Source organism: Gemmatimonadales bacterium (genome assembly GCA_036279355.1).
GTDB lineage: Bacteria > Gemmatimonadota > Gemmatimonadetes > Gemmatimonadales > GWC2-71-9 > DASQPE01.
The window spans coordinates 19,888-33,183 of record DASUJH010000045.1; the positions used below are offsets into that span (position 1 = coordinate 19,888).

Sequence of the window (13,296 nt, forward strand, 5' to 3'; positions counted from 1 at the left end):
GGGTTGGAAACGCCGGGCGGTCAGAGCACCGACGCCGGATCGCGATCGATGACGACCCGCGTATCGCCGCGGCGCGCGGGCCGCCGGGCCGCGTAACGCACCACGCGGCCGAGCACGCGCGAAGGCCCCTTGAGCAGCACGTGCCAGCGCCAGCGGTCCTTGATCCGCGCGAGCGGGCACGGCGCGGGCCCGAGCACCTCGACGGCGAGCGCGTGCCGCGCCGCGACCGCCGTGCACCAGTCGGCCACCTGCGCCGCGCGGCGGCTCACGGCCCGCTCGGCCGGCCCCGAGACGATGAGATTCACCAGCGCCACGATCGGCGGATACGGCGGCGCCCGACGGGTCCCAAGTTCGGCGGCGAGGAATCCCTCGGTGTCGTGCTGCGCCGCGTGTACCAGCGCCGGATGTCGCGGGCTCCGGGTCTGGACCAGCACGCGGCCGCCTTTCGGCCCGCGGCCCGCGCGCCCCGCTACCTGCGCCAGCAACTGAAAGGTCCGCTCGGCCGAGCGGAAGTCGGGCAGGTGCAGGCCGGTGTCGGCGTCGACCACGCCCACGAGCGTGACGTTGGGGAAATCGAGCCCTTTCGCGATCATCTGCGTGCCGACGAGCAGATCCACTTCGCCCCGCTCGACTGCACCCAGGATGCGCTGGTGCGACCACTTGGTGCTCGTGGCGTCGAGGTCCATCCGCGCCACGCGCGCCGCCGGATAACGCTCGGCGAGCACGCGCTCGAGCTGCTGAGTGCCGACCCCGCGCATCTCGTACACCGGGCTGGCGCATGCGCGACAGGTGAACGGCATCGGCTCCTCGTGCCCGCAGTAATGGCAGCGCAATGCGGACGGATGCCGGTGCACCGTGAGTGAGACCGAGCAGCGCGGGCATTGCCACACCTCGCCGCAGTCGGGACATTGCAGGAACGACGCCCAGCCGCGCCGGTTGAGCAGCAGCAACGCCTGCTCGCCGCGCGCGAGCACTGCGCCGACGGCGCCGTCGAGTGGCTCCGACCAGGCCACCGGACCCGTGTCCGCGACCTTCGGCGCCGTCCGCAGATCGACCAGCTCGACCGGCGGCAGCGGCCGCATGCCGATGCGCTCGGGGAGGCGCACCATCTGGAGCCGCCGCGGTGCGGGAGCAGGGGACGATTCCGGCGGCGCGACCTGCCGCGATGCCGGCGAGACCGCCTGCACCGGAGCCGCGAGCGCGAGTGCCAGCGTCTCGAGCGAGGGCGTAGCGCTCCCGAGCACGAGCGCGGCGCCTTCGAGCCGGGCGCGCACGGCGGCCACGTCGCGCGTGTGGTAGCGCGGCGTCTCGCCGTTCTTGTAGGTGGCCTCGTGCTCCTCGTCGAGCACGATGATGCCGAGTCGCTGGACCGGCGCGAACACGGCCGAGCGTGCGCCGACCGCGACGCGGCGCTCGCCCCGGCGCAGCAGGCGCCAGGCGTCGGCGCGCTCGCCATCGGAGAGGCCGCTGTGGAGCACCGCGACGTCGTCGCCGAACGCGCCGCGGAACCGGCTCACCGTCTGGGGCGTGAGGCCGATCTCGGGGACTAGAACGATCGCGCCGTGCCCTGCGGCGAGCAGTCGCCGCACGGCCTCCAGATAGACCAGCGTCTTTCCGCTTCCCGTGACGCCGAACAGCAGCGCCCCCTCGCCGGGCGCGAGCGTACCGATCGCATGAAGCGCGGCGGCCTGGTCGCCGGTGAGATGCTCGGGCGGCGGCGTTGCCGGGAGCACCGCGAACGGATCGCGCACGCGCTCGGTGGACTCGACCCGCGCCAGCCGGCGCCGTACCAGCGCGCGCACCAGTGCGGCGCTGAAACCGAGCTGCTCGACCGCGTGGCGCACCGGCGCGTGGCCACCCAGACCCTCGAGCGCCTCGTAGAGCTCGCGCTGGCGGCGCGAGCGCCGGAAGAGCGCCTCGCGCTCGAGCAGCGTCGGCGCCGGCTCGGCGAGCACGAGGAGCCGCTCGGTGATGACCGCCGCCGAGGTATCGGGCGGCTCGACCCGGAGCGAGACCGCGCCCACGCGCGCAAGCCGATCGAGCGCGTCCCACACGCTTCGACCCAGTCCGCGCGCCATCGATGCGACCGCCGCCTCACCACCCTGCTCTTCAAGCCACGCGAGCACTCGACCGGCAAGACCGCCCACGGTCCTCGGTGCCCGCTCGAGGGTCGCGACTACGCGCGATGCGCCCCAGAGCCCTGCCGGCAATGCGGCGCGAAGCGCGAGGCCGAGCGGCGCGCCGTAGTAGCCCGCCATCCACTCCGCCGCGCGGAGCAGCGGCGCGGGCATGGCCGGCTCCGCATCGGGCGCGGCGAGCAGGTCCTTGAGCGGCACGCCGTCCGATCCGGCAGACGGTGCATCGTCGACGGAGACCACGATGCCGACGAGCTCGCGCCGCCGCACCGGCACGACCACGCGCGCGCCCGCCGACACGCGATCGGCGAGCGTTTCGGGAATGCGGTAGGTGTAGGCGGTGGAGAGCGGCAGCGGGAGTGCCACCCGCGCGAACCCGATCATCGCGCGCGGACGCCGAGCCCCGGTGCCGTGGGAAGCGAAAGCCGGCCGGCATCGATGCCCGCGCCGACGAAGGGATCGTCGGAGAGGAGCGCGGCCCCGTCGAGGTCCACGAGATCGACCAGCGGAGCGAGGTGCGCCGCCGCGGTGATCGCGATCGACGATTCGATCATGCAGCCCAGCATCACGGTCATCGCGTGCGCGCGGGCGACCGCCACCATCCGCAGCGCTTCGCGCAGGCTGCCGCACTTGGCGAGCTTGATGTTGATTCCGTCCACGACGCCGGCGAGCGGCGGGATGTCGGCGGCGACGAGGCAGCTCTCGTCGGCAATGACGGGAATCCGGGCCGCGCGGGTCACGGCCGCGAGCCCCGCCAGATCGCGCGGCGGGAGTGGCTGCTCGAGCACGGTGACGCCGTACTCCTCGATCAGCGGGAGCATGCGGAGCGCGTGGGTGCGGGTCCAGGATCCGTTGGCATCGACCCGCAACTCCTTGCTGGTCGCGTCGCGGATGGTGCGGAGAATTTCCACGTCGCGCGGCGTCCCGAGCTTCACCTTGAGGACCGGATAGGGCTCGGCTTCGGCCACCTTGGCCCGCATCTTGTCCGGCGCATCGAGCCCGATGGTGAAGGTGGACGGAGGCGCCGTGGTGGGGTCGAGTCCCCAGAAGCGCCAGAGCGGGACACCGAGTCGCTTGCCGGCGAGGTCGTGCAGCGCCATCGAGAGCGCGGCGCGCGCCGACGGATTTCCGGCGAGCGCGCGAGCGAACCGCGCGTCGGCTGCGTCGAGATCGAGCGGATCGTCCGGGAGCTCGGGCCGGTACCTGCCGAGCGCGGCGAGCACCGTGTCGGGTGTCTCGCCGTAGTACGGGCTCGGCGCCGCCTCGCCCCACCCGACCGCGCCGTCGCGGTCGGTAACGCGCACCCAGACTGTGCGGTGCTCCGCGCGTCCGCCGCGCGCGATGATGAACGGATGGCGCGTGTGGAGGTCGAGCGGCTCGGCTTCGAGATGGAGCGCGGGGGGCACGGCGGACCTCGGTCGGGGACGGCGTGGAATATCGCGGGCGGGCGGCGGGGGCGCTACGGCGTCGCAGCGCGCTGCAGCGGGGGTCCGTGTGGGGCGGACAGAAACGCGGGGACCGCCCCTCCCGGCCGCTGCAGTTCGCTCGATCGGGGAGATCCCAAGGGGGGCTACGGCTCACTGATGCGTCCGTCCGGGGCAGCCCCCGCGTTTCTCTCCGCCGCCGGCCACTCTCCCAGAGCGCGGCGATGCCAGTGGCGCCGAGCGCTCGAGCTTTGGGGCGGCGGTGAGCCGCGATCGGGGTCGGTGCCGCGCAGCGGGCGTCAGTGAGCGGTAGCCCCGCTTGGGATCTCTCAAGTTGAGCGAACTGCAGTCCGCGGAGTGGCACCGACCGCGATCCCGGCTCACAATTACACGGAGCACCGACCGCGCGGCTCACGCGAGCGCCCGCACATGCGCCGCCACCCCGTCGGCGAGGCGCTCCGGCACGTAACCTCCCTCGAGCACGCCCACAATCGGCACGTCCGGCATCCGCTCCCGTAGCCGCCGAGTGAGCTCGGCGTAATGCTCCGGCTCCAGCGTGAACCCGCCGAGCGGGTCGCCCCGCATCGCGTCGAACCCCGCCGAGACGAGCACCAGCTCCGGCTCCCACCCGCGGGTCGCCGCCAGGATCGCCGCCCAGAGATCGTCGACATAGAGCGACGCGGGGCGCCCCGGCCCGCGCGGCACGTTGAAGATGTTGCCTACACCGCGCTCCTCCGCGGCGCCGGTGCCGGGATACCATGGCCACTGATGCAGCGAGACGTAGCGGATGCCGGCGTCGTGCTCGACCAGCGCCTGTGTCCCGTTGCCGTGGTGCACGTCCCAGTCGACGATCAGCACCCGCTCGCGCCCGAGCCGCTGGGCGGCGCGCGCGCCGATCACCGCGTTATTGAGCAGGCAGAAGCCCATTCCCGTCGACGCGAGGGCGTGGTGTCCCGGCGGCCGCACCGCGGCGAAGGCGTGCGACGCCGCGCCGCGGCCGCCCGATGCCGGGTGCACGGATTCAACGGCGGACACGACCGAGCCGGCCGCGCCCGTTGCCGCGGACCAGCTCGCGCCGTTCATCATGGTATCGAGGAAAAGTACGCCGCCGCCGCGCGCGCTCAGCGACTCGAGGCGACGCAGATATGGCTCGGGGTGCACGACGAGAAGATCTTCGCGCCGCGCTTCCGGTGCCGTGACGAGCTCGGCCGCGGGTTCATCGCCCAGGCGCTCGAGCACGGCACGCAGCCGCGCCGGCGATTCCGGATGATCCGGCCCCGCGTCGTGGAGCAAACAGGCGGGATGGGTAAAGACGCGAACCGGCATCCGGGCGTTACCGCGGCAGGAGGAGGCCGCCGGCCCGTCACCCGCCGAGCAGATGGCGCAGCGAGTGCTCGGCGGTGACCAGCGCGTTGCGCGCGGCGGCGATCTCGTCGAGCTGCCGCCGGTGCCAGCGCCAGTACACGAGGATGAGGCCCGACGCGATGAAGAGGCAGAGCCCCGCGACGGCGACGAGCGGGTGCCGCGTCCAGACGCCGATCACGACCACCGCGGCGCCGTCAAACCCCAGAAAGGCTGACGCCAGCACTGTGGCGGTGCGCGCGGCGATGGGCGACAGCGGCCCCATGGCGCTACCGCACCGGACGGCGCCGCCGCGGAAGCACGATCAGCGCCGCGTTGGGCACCACGCCGGTCTCGGCCAGCGTGCGCGCCTCGTCCGGCTGCTCCGCACCGCGGAACTTCACGACGTACTCCGCGGGATCCCGCGCGACGCGGGTGCGCTCGAGCGCGCGGCGCTTGAGCTCGCCGAGCGACGCCGAGGCAGGCAGCAGCAACTCGACCTCGTCCCATACGTCCGGCACCATGACGCGCACCGGCAGGGCGCCGTTGCCCGCCGCGCCGTCGCGCGCGCTCACGCCGGCTCCGACTCTGCGCCCGCGGCGTCCACCGCGGGCAAGGTCGAGAGAAAGCGATCCACCACCTGATCGAAGAGCAGCGTGGAGCCCCGCACCCGCGTGCCCGCCTCACCCGCGATGGCGGCAAACGCGATCTCCTCCCCGCCCTGGCCGCGCAACACGAGGTAGTCCGGCCCCTCCTTCTCCGGATACGCCGCGTAGAGCGGCACCCGCTCGGCGAAGAACTCCCGGGCGCGGCGGAGCACCTCGGCCGGCAGCAGCGTGGTCATGGTCTCGTAGGTCATCGCGTCGAATATACCGGATCGATGCGATCGAAGAGAAAGGCATCAAGCTGGTCGAGCGACACACGGTCCTGGCTCATCGAGTCCCGATGCCGCACGGTGACGGTCCGGTCCGCGATGGTGTCGCCATCGATCGTGATGCAGAACGGCGTGCCCGCCTCGTCCATCCGGCGGTATCGCCGCCCGATGGCGCCGCTGTCGTCGTAGAAGCAGAAAAACCGGCGCCGGAGCGCGTGGTAGACCTCGATGGCGAGCTCCGGCATGCCGTCCTTCTTCACCAGCGGAAACACGCCCGCCTTGATCGGCGCGAGCGCCGGATGCAGGCCCAGCACCACGCGAGTCTCGCCCTCCACCTGCTCCTCGCGATAGGCGTCAACGAGCAGGGTGAGCGTCACCCGGTCGGCGCCGGCGGAGGTCTCGACGATGTAGGGCACGTAGCGCTCGTTCGCGGGCTGGTCGAAATAGTCGAGCCGCTTGCCGGAGTACTGCTGGTGACGCGTGAGGTCGAAGTCGGTGCGGTTGTGGATGCCTTCGATTTCCTGCCAGCCGAAGGGAAACTCGTACTCGATGTCGAACGCGGCGCGCGCGTAGTGGGCCAGCTCGTCGGGGCCGTGCGCGTGAAAGCGGAGCTTCGCCGGATCGAGCCCCAGGCCGCGATGCCACGCCATGCGCCATTCCTTCCAGCGCTCGAACCATTCCATGTCGGTCCCCGGCTTCACGAAAAACTGCATCTCCATCTGCTCGAATTCGCGGGTGCGGAAGATGAAGTTGCCCGGCGTGATCTCGTTGCGGAACGCCTTCCCGATTTGCGCGATGCCGAACGGAATCTTCTGCCGCGCGGTATTAAGGACGTTGAGGTAATTGACGTAGATGCCCTGCGCCGTCTCCGGCCGGAGATAGACGACGGCTGCCTGCTCCTCGACCGGTCCCATGAACGTCTTGAACATGAGGTTGAAGAGTCGCGGCTCGGTGAGCGTGCCGCGCGAGCCGCAGACGGGGCACTGCGCATCGGGCTGGCCGGGCGTGCCCTTGATCCGAGGGTCGTCAGCGCGAAACCGGTTCTTGCAATGTCGGCAGTCGACCAGCGGGTCGGTGAAGCCCGCCACGTGGCCTGACGCTTCCCACACCTTGGGGTGCATGAGAATCGCGGCGTCGAGTCCTTCGATGTCGTCGCGCTCGTGGACCATTGCGTCCCACCAGCGGTTCTTGACGTTCCGCTTGAGCTCGACGCCGAGCGGGCCGTAGTCCCAGACGGAGCCCAGGCCGCCGTAGATCTCGGACGACTGGAACACGAATCCGCGCCGCTTGGCGAGCGACACGAGCTTGTCCATCAGGGATTCGGCCATCGGCCAGCTACACCAGTGCGTGAGGGGAATGGTCCATACCGAAGTGGCGGCGGAAGATACGAGGGGCCGGCGGCGCGGGCAAGGAAGGCGGGAGCGCCGTTTGGTGGGAGCCACATGGTACCCGGCCGGAAGCGACGCGGCCGATCTTGCCGGCCCCGGGATCTGGCGGTAGCTTTGTGATGTGCAAAACCAATCCGGCTCCCGAACTCCACGTCGACGCTGTCCCCGCGCTCGCGCCGACCTCCGCTTCCAGCCCGCGCCCGGCGGCCTCGCCCTGCGCGACGGGCAGGGCCGGCGGAGCGGGCCGCTCAGCCTCACCGCGGCGCTCGTCCTCACCTACTGCGACGGCGCCCACGAGCCGAGCAGCATCGCCCACGCCGTCGCGCAGACACTCGCCCCGCAGGGCGAGAGTGACGCTCTCCGGGCCGACGTTCAGCGAATCATCGAGAGCTTCGAGACCGACGGCTTGTTGGTCTAGGCGGTGCGGCAGGCCGTCACGCCTCCCCTCTCAAAATCAGGCGCCCAGTGGAGAAATCCGGCGACCCGCCGGCCCCGCCCCCATGCGCGTGAGCGCATCGCCTTGTAAATCAAGCGTTTCTGCGCACGGGCCCAGGCCCCGAACTTGCCTCTCCTGACCCGACCAGCCGACCAGGTGAATGACATGCAGTTGCCCGGGACCGATTCGCAGGAGCTGTCGAGCGGCCGCAAGCCCGCGGCCGCCCTGCCTCGGGACGTGGCCGAGTTCCTGGTCGAGTTCTCCATCGCCCTCCACAACCGCTCGACCTATCCCCAGGGCCATCCGCAACTCCGCCGCGCGGCCGACCGGTTTGCCCGCCGGCTCGAGCTTCTTCTCGAGGCGCGGGGGCCGGTCTCTCTCGGCGTGGCGCACCGCCAGCTCCTCGTGGACGGCGCGGCCACCGATCCGCAGAACGCCCTGCTGCGGGATCTCTCGGAACGCCTGCACCGGCACCAGCTGACCGCGATCCGTTTCGAGCCTGGCGTATCACTCAGCGAGATCGACGACCTCGTCGGCGCGCTCGCCGCCGACCCGCTCCGCGGAGAAGGGCCGCTCGGCCGGCGGATCGGCGGCACCCTGCACTGGCCGCACCTCCGTCTCTCCGCCGTGGAATACGACAAGCTGGCACTGCGCGGCGCCGAACCGACCACGGCGCTCGATGGCGCGCGCGACGGCGCATCGCTCTGGGTGGACCTCGCGCGGCTTGCGCTCGGCGCTGATGGGGCGGCGGAGTCATCCGAGGTGGCGCGGGCGATCGACGCCAATGCCGGCGAGGTCGCCTACGACCGCGTCGTGCTCGAGTACCTGACCCGCATCGCCGAGGAGATGTCGGGTCGCGTGAGCCCGGCCGAGGAGCACCTGCGCCGCCGTGTCTCCGACCTCGTCAATCAGCTCGACCCCGCAACGCTGAAGCGGCTGCTCGCGGCCAGCACCGATCAGAGTGCGGCGCGACAATTCACCCTCGATGCCTCCCAGGTGCTCGCCGTCGACGCGGTTGTCGCGGTGCTCGAGGCTGCCGCGGGCGCCTGCGGCCAGACGATTTCGCATCAGCTTCTGCGCCTGCTCCACAAGCTCGCCCACCACGCCGAGCAGGGCGCGCTGCACGCGCGGCCGGAGGCGGCGGGAGTGCTTCGCCAGCAGGTCTCGGCCCTTGCGGCGGGATGGCAACTCGACGACCCGAATCCGAGCGCGTACACCGCCGTCCTCGACCAGCTCGTGCAGAGCGGCTCGGTCGATCTCTCGACCGATGTGACGCTTCGCAGCGAACCCGAGGACGTGCTCCGCATCGGGCTCGAAATCGGATCGGCGGGGTCGCGTGTGCTCGCCGCTGTGGACACGATGCTGGCCCGTGGGGATGTGCACCCGCTGCTCGATCTCCTCGCCGCGGCACCGCCGCACGAGGCGACGGACATCCTGTGGCAGCGGGTGGCGACTCCCGAGCGCCTCCGTGACACGCTCCACGACTCGCCCTGCGACCGCGCCCTCGTCGAGCGCCTGGCCGAGCGGCTCGGTGCCGCGGCGCTCCCTCCACTGCTCGATGCTCTGGCCGCGCGGGAGGAGCGCGGGGCCCGAGCGTGGCTGCTCCGCGTGCTCGCGGGGCTCGGGCTCACTGCCGCCACCGCGGCGATCGAGCGATTGCCCGGCGCACCCTGGTTCGTCCAGCGAAATCTGCTGCTCCTGCTCGGGCGTATCGGGGAGTGGCCGGAGGGCTTCAGCCCGCTGCCGTACGCGCGCGAAAGCCATCCCGCGGTACGGCGTGAAGCCGTAAAGCTGGGGCTCTCGCGCCCGGTGCTCCGCACCGAAACGGTGCTCACCGCGCTGGGCGACAGCGACCAGCGCGTCGTCACCCTCGCTCTCCGCGCGGCGTGCGAGGACTGTCCGCCGGACGCCGTGTCGCGGCTCGAGGCGATCGCAACCGACGGCCGGCGCGACCGCGAGATGCGCGCCCGCGCCGTGCGCGCGCTCGGCGGAAGCCGCACACCCACCGCGCTCGAGCGGCTGCTTGAGTTGGCACTCACCCGCCGGCGTTGGCTCCCGAGCCGCCTCGCGCCCAAATCCCCGGAGGTGCTCGCCGCCGTGAGCTCGCTGGCCGCGTTCTGGAGCGACGACCCGGGCGCGGCCAAGGTCGTGGCGATGGCCCGGCGCCATGCCGACCCCGCCTTTCAGGCCGCGGTGGGGCCGGCGCAGTCATGACCGACCCGACCCGGTTTCTCACCGCCTTCGCCAAGGGCGTCGCGGGGCTCCACCTCTATGGCGACGCTCACCCCGCGTTCCGCCGCGCGGTGGCGCAGGCGGCCGAGCACCTGGCCGAACTCCAGGCCGGCGACCCTCGCCTCGAGTTCAATTTCCTTCCGTCCGAGGTGCTGTTCGGACAGGAACTGCTTCACGAGCTGGAGGACTCGGAGTGGGCCGAGCGGATGCGCGGCGCCGGCATCGAGCGGCTCGAGTTCACCGGTCCGGTCGGCGCGGACGAGCTGGAGCGGTTCGTGACCCACGTGGGCGCGCGGCTCTCGCCGCGCGGCTCGGACACGAGCGAAACCTGGCAATCGGGCGGAGGCAACATTCGCTGGGGGCGGCTCGAGATCCGGAGCGACGACGCGCCCCGGCTCGTGCTCGAGCCGCCACCGACCATCGCGACGCTCACCTTCGGGCTGCGTGAGGAGCGCGAGGCGGTGGCCTGGATGCACGAAGAAATCCAGGCGGGAACGGCGCTGCCGCTCGTCGAAGCCGAGGCGGTCGTGCGCTCGCTCTCGTTCGCCATGCACGCGGACCGGGCGATGGTGCTGCCACTGCTCGAGCTGAAGGAGTTCGACCAGTACACCACGACGCACTCGATGAACGTCTCGGTGCTGGCGATGGGTCTCGCCGAGCATCTCGACCTGCGCGGCGACGTGCTGCGCACGATCGGCCTCGCCGCACTGCTGCACGACCTGGGCAAGGTCTGCGTGCCGCGCGAGATCCTGAATAAGCCCGGCAAGCTCACCGATGCCGAACGCGACGTGGTGCGGCGGCATCCGGTCGAAGGGGCGCGGATGATTCTCGAGCGCGACGAGGAGCTGGACCTGGCGGCCACGGTGGCCTACGAGCACCACCGGATGATCAACGGAGGCGGATACCCGTGCCCGCACTTCCCCCGCGAGGCCGGCTACGTGAGCCGGCTGGTCCACGTGTGCGACGTGTACGATGCATTGCGCACGCGGCGGCCCTACCGCGAGGCCTGGGAATCAGTCGAGGCGCTGCGCTACATTCAGAGCCGGGAGGGTATCGAATTCGATCCGACGATCGCGCGGGCGTTCGTGGGGATGATGCGGCACTGGGAGGAGCGGGTTCACCCGACCGCCGCGGCCTGACGGGCCGCGGCGCCCTGCCGCTCGATGATGTCCCGCACGATCCGCTCGCCGTGGCCGCGGGAATTTTCGATGAAGAGGCGATTGGCATCGTTGCCGCTCGCGATGACCCCCGCGAGATAGCAGCCCGGCAGCGGCGTGGACATCGTCCGTTCGTCGTGGGCCGGGATCCCGCTGGCGCCGTCCACCGGCACGCCGAGGCGCTGGAGGAGCATGGTGTCGGCGTGATACCCGGTCATCGCGAGCACCGCGTCGGCTCCCAGCTCCTCGACCTCCGAGACCCCCTCCGTCATGATCGCAACGTGGGTCGGCGTGATGGCCCGCACCCGCGAGCGCCAGCGCACTCCGATGCTCCCCTCGCGGATCCGGTTGGTGATGTCCGGCAGCACCCAGGGCTTCACCGTCGCGTCGAGCTTCTCGCCCAGATGGACGATGGTCACCTCCGCACCCGCGCGCCAGCACTCGAGCGCCGCATCTACCGCGCTGTTTCCCGCCCCGATGACGACCACCTGCCGGTGCCAGAACGGGTGCCCCTCGCGGAAGTAGTGGCTCACGTGCGGCAGCTCCTCGCCGGGCACACCGAGGAAGTTGGGGTTGTCGAAGTACCCGGTCGCGAACGCGACGTTCTCGGCGAGATAGCTCGTCTCGTCATGCGGCCGCTGCACCAGCAGGCGGTAGCGCCCGCTGCCGTCGCGGGTCACGTCCACCACCTCCTCCGCCGGACGCACGTCGAGCGCGTAATGCTCGGCCACGCGCCGATAGTAGATGAGCCCGTCGCGGCGGGTGGGCTTCTCGTGGCTCGCGACGAACGGCACGCCGCCGATCTCGATCCGCTCGGGCGTCGAGAAAAACGTCATGGCGAGCGGATAGCGGTCGATGGTGGATACGATGTTTCGGCGGTCGAGCAGCACGCAGGGCATCCCGGCCTGCCGCGCCGCGACGCCGACGGCGAGGCCGCACGGGCCGGCCCCGATCACGAGAAGCGTCGTCGACTCGGTTGTCATACCTCGATGATCTGGTCGCGGCGGGTGCCGACGCTCACGTACCGGATCGGCGCCCCGGAGAGCTGTTCCAGCCGGTCGAGATAGCGGCGTGCCTCGATCGGAAGATCGGCGAGCCGGCGGGCCCCGGCGGTCGGTTGACGCCAGCCCGGCAGCACCTCATAGATCGGCTGCACCCGGCCGAGCAGGTCCACCTCCGCCGGCATCTCCTCGCAGGCGCAGCCGTCGAGACGGTACGCGGTGCCCACCGGAATCTGCGCGAAGGTGTCGAGCACGTCGAGCTTGGTGACGGCGAGTCCGGTGAGTCCGTTCACCCGCACCGCGTAGCGCACCACCGTCGCGTCGAACCAGCCGCAGCGCCGCGGGCGACCGGTCACCGCACCGAACTCGTCGCCCAGCTCGCGCAGGCGCGCGCCCTCGGCGTCGGTTGCCTCGGTCGGGAGGGGACCGTTGCCGACGCGCGTCGTGTACGCCTTCACCACGCCGAGCACGCCGTGGATGGCGGTGGGCCCGATTCCGGCACCGACGGCGGCCCCGCCCGCCGTGGTGTTCGACGACGTGACGTAAGGATAGGTGCCGTGATCCACGTCGAGCAGCGCGCCCTGCGCGCCCTCGAGCAGCACCCGGCGACCGGCGAGCACCGCCCGATGGACCAGCAAGCCCGCGTCGGCCGCGAGCGAGAGCAGCCGTGGCGCCCAGCGCTCGAGCAGCGCCGCGTGCGCCTCGAGCGAGGCGCGCTCGGGGCTTCCCATGAGCTCGAGCAGCCGGTTGGCCCGCTCCACCCGCTCGGCCAGCACCGGCCGGGTGCACTCGAGCAAGCGGAGGTCGCCCACGCGAATGCCGCGGCGGCCGTATTTGTCCTCGTAGGTGGGACCGATGCCGCGGCCGGTCGTGCCGATCTTCTGGCTCCGCTCGGTGGCGGCATCCAGCAGTTTGTGGTACGGCAGGACGAGATGGGCGCGGTCGGAAACGAAGATGCGGCCGTCGGTGGCGATGCCCCTGGCGCGAAGCTGGTCCAGCTCGCCGAAAAGCTGGTCGGGGTCGAGCACGACGCCGTTTCCCACCACGCAGGTGACCCGTGGGTGGAGGATGCCCGAAGGAATCTGCTGCAGGATGAATTGGGTGTCACCGGTGACGACGGTGTGGCCGGCATTGGCGCCGCCCTGATAGCGCACGACCATGTCGGCCCGCTCGGCGAGGACGTCGACCAGCTTGCCCTTGCCCTCGTCGCCCCATTGCGCGCCCACGACCACCACGCAGGTGGTCCGTGCATCGAACATGGCTGCTCCTCGCGCGCCGACATGCGCGCGCGCTCCTCACGACAACAAA

Annotated in this window: 12 protein-coding genes; 3 read left to right on the forward strand and 9 right to left on the reverse strand. The window is 71.5% G+C overall.

The genetic code is table 11. The features are described 5' to 3' along the window. Positions 1-20 precede the first annotated feature (20 nt). From priA to VFW66_11085, 7 genes are all read right to left on the reverse strand, one after another. The gene (gene priA, locus VFW66_11055; protein HEX5387231.1) at positions 21-2,519 is read right to left on the reverse strand and encodes a primosomal protein N'; all 2,499 of its coding nucleotides are present in this window, start codon (positions 2,517-2,519) and stop codon (positions 21-23) included. Further along, complete coding sequence (locus VFW66_11060) at positions 2,516-3,541, reverse strand: dipeptide epimerase (protein HEX5387232.1); 1,026 nt, start codon at positions 3,539-3,541, stop codon at positions 2,516-2,518. The genes priA and VFW66_11060 overlap by 4 nt, the downstream gene beginning before the upstream one ends. A gap of 429 nt (positions 3,542-3,970) precedes the next feature. Further along, entirely contained in the window at positions 3,971-4,885 is a 915-nt protein-coding gene (locus tag VFW66_11065) for a histone deacetylase (GenBank protein ID HEX5387233.1), read from the reverse strand. Between the two features lie 37 nt (positions 4,886-4,922). Then, positions 4,923-5,186 (reverse strand): hypothetical protein, encoded by a 264-nt coding sequence (locus VFW66_11070; GenBank protein ID HEX5387234.1) that lies wholly within the window; start codon positions 5,184-5,186, stop codon positions 4,923-4,925. Between the two features lie 4 nt (positions 5,187-5,190). Beyond that, entirely contained in the window at positions 5,191-5,475 is a 285-nt protein-coding gene (locus VFW66_11075) for a hypothetical protein (GenBank protein ID HEX5387235.1), read from the reverse strand. Beyond that, positions 5,472-5,759 (reverse strand): hypothetical protein, encoded by a 288-nt coding sequence (locus VFW66_11080; GenBank protein HEX5387236.1) that lies wholly within the window; start codon positions 5,757-5,759, stop codon positions 5,472-5,474. Before VFW66_11080 ends, VFW66_11075 begins: the two co-directional genes overlap by 4 nt. Next, positions 5,756-7,102, reverse strand: a complete 1,347-nt coding sequence (locus tag VFW66_11085) for a glycine--tRNA ligase (GenBank protein HEX5387237.1) — start codon at positions 7,100-7,102, stop codon at positions 5,756-5,758. The genes VFW66_11080 and VFW66_11085 overlap by 4 nt, the downstream gene beginning before the upstream one ends. A gap of 181 nt (positions 7,103-7,283) precedes the next feature. Here VFW66_11085 and VFW66_11090 point away from each other — a divergent pair, with 181 nt between their 5' ends. The 3 genes from VFW66_11090 (at position 7,284) to VFW66_11100 (ending at position 10,969) form a co-directional block, all read left to right on the forward strand. Then, positions 7,284-7,580 carry a hypothetical protein gene (locus VFW66_11090; protein ID HEX5387238.1) on the forward strand — a complete coding sequence of 99 codons (297 nt, stop codon included), beginning with the start codon at positions 7,284-7,286 and terminating at the stop codon, positions 7,578-7,580. 183 nt (positions 7,581-7,763) lie between these two features. After that, positions 7,764-9,812, forward strand: a complete 2,049-nt coding sequence (locus tag VFW66_11095; protein HEX5387239.1) for a HEAT repeat domain-containing protein — start codon at positions 7,764-7,766, stop codon at positions 9,810-9,812. Continuing rightward, entirely contained in the window at positions 9,809-10,969 is a 1,161-nt protein-coding gene (locus VFW66_11100) for an HD domain-containing phosphohydrolase (GenBank protein HEX5387240.1), read from the forward strand. Before VFW66_11095 ends, VFW66_11100 begins: the two co-directional genes overlap by 4 nt. Here the strand turns inward: VFW66_11100 and VFW66_11105 are convergent. Both VFW66_11105 and VFW66_11110 read right to left on the reverse strand, forming a co-directional pair. Beyond that, entirely contained in the window at positions 10,948-11,970 is a 1,023-nt protein-coding gene (locus tag VFW66_11105) for a YpdA family putative bacillithiol disulfide reductase (GenBank protein HEX5387241.1), read from the reverse strand. The two genes, VFW66_11100 and VFW66_11105, sit on opposite strands and share 22 nt — an antisense overlap. Further along, the gene (locus VFW66_11110; GenBank protein ID HEX5387242.1) at positions 11,967-13,247 is read right to left on the reverse strand and encodes an adenylosuccinate synthase; all 1,281 of its coding nucleotides are present in this window, start codon (positions 13,245-13,247) and stop codon (positions 11,967-11,969) included. The genes VFW66_11105 and VFW66_11110 overlap by 4 nt, the downstream gene beginning before the upstream one ends. Between the last annotated feature and the right edge of the window lie 49 nt (positions 13,248-13,296).

Excerpts from the sequence above, each read along its gene's own strand:
- VFW66_11100 (HEX5387240.1), top strand. The coding sequence starts at position 9,809 with ATGACCGACCCGACCCGGTTTCTCACCGCCTTCGCCAAGGGCGTCGCG.
- VFW66_11070 (HEX5387234.1), bottom strand. The coding sequence starts at position 5,186 with ATGGGGCCGCTGTCGCCCATCGCCGCGCGCACCGCCACAGTGCTGGCG.
- VFW66_11085 (HEX5387237.1), bottom strand. The coding sequence starts at position 7,102 with ATGGCCGAATCCCTGATGGACAAGCTCGTGTCGCTCGCCAAGCGGCGC.
- VFW66_11095 (HEX5387239.1), top strand. The coding sequence starts at position 7,764 with ATGCAGTTGCCCGGGACCGATTCGCAGGAGCTGTCGAGCGGCCGCAAG.
- VFW66_11105 (HEX5387241.1), bottom strand. The coding sequence starts at position 11,970 with ATGACAACCGAGTCGACGACGCTTCTCGTGATCGGGGCCGGCCCGTGC.
- VFW66_11065 (HEX5387233.1), bottom strand. The coding sequence starts at position 4,885 with ATGCCGGTTCGCGTCTTTACCCATCCCGCCTGTTTGCTCCACGACGCG.
- priA (HEX5387231.1), bottom strand. The coding sequence starts at position 2,519 with ATGATCGGGTTCGCGCGGGTGGCACTCCCGCTGCCGCTCTCCACCGCC.
- VFW66_11110 (HEX5387242.1), bottom strand. The coding sequence starts at position 13,247 with ATGTTCGATGCACGGACCACCTGCGTGGTGGTCGTGGGCGCGCAATGG.
- VFW66_11080 (HEX5387236.1), bottom strand. The coding sequence starts at position 5,759 with ATGACCTACGAGACCATGACCACGCTGCTGCCGGCCGAGGTGCTCCGC.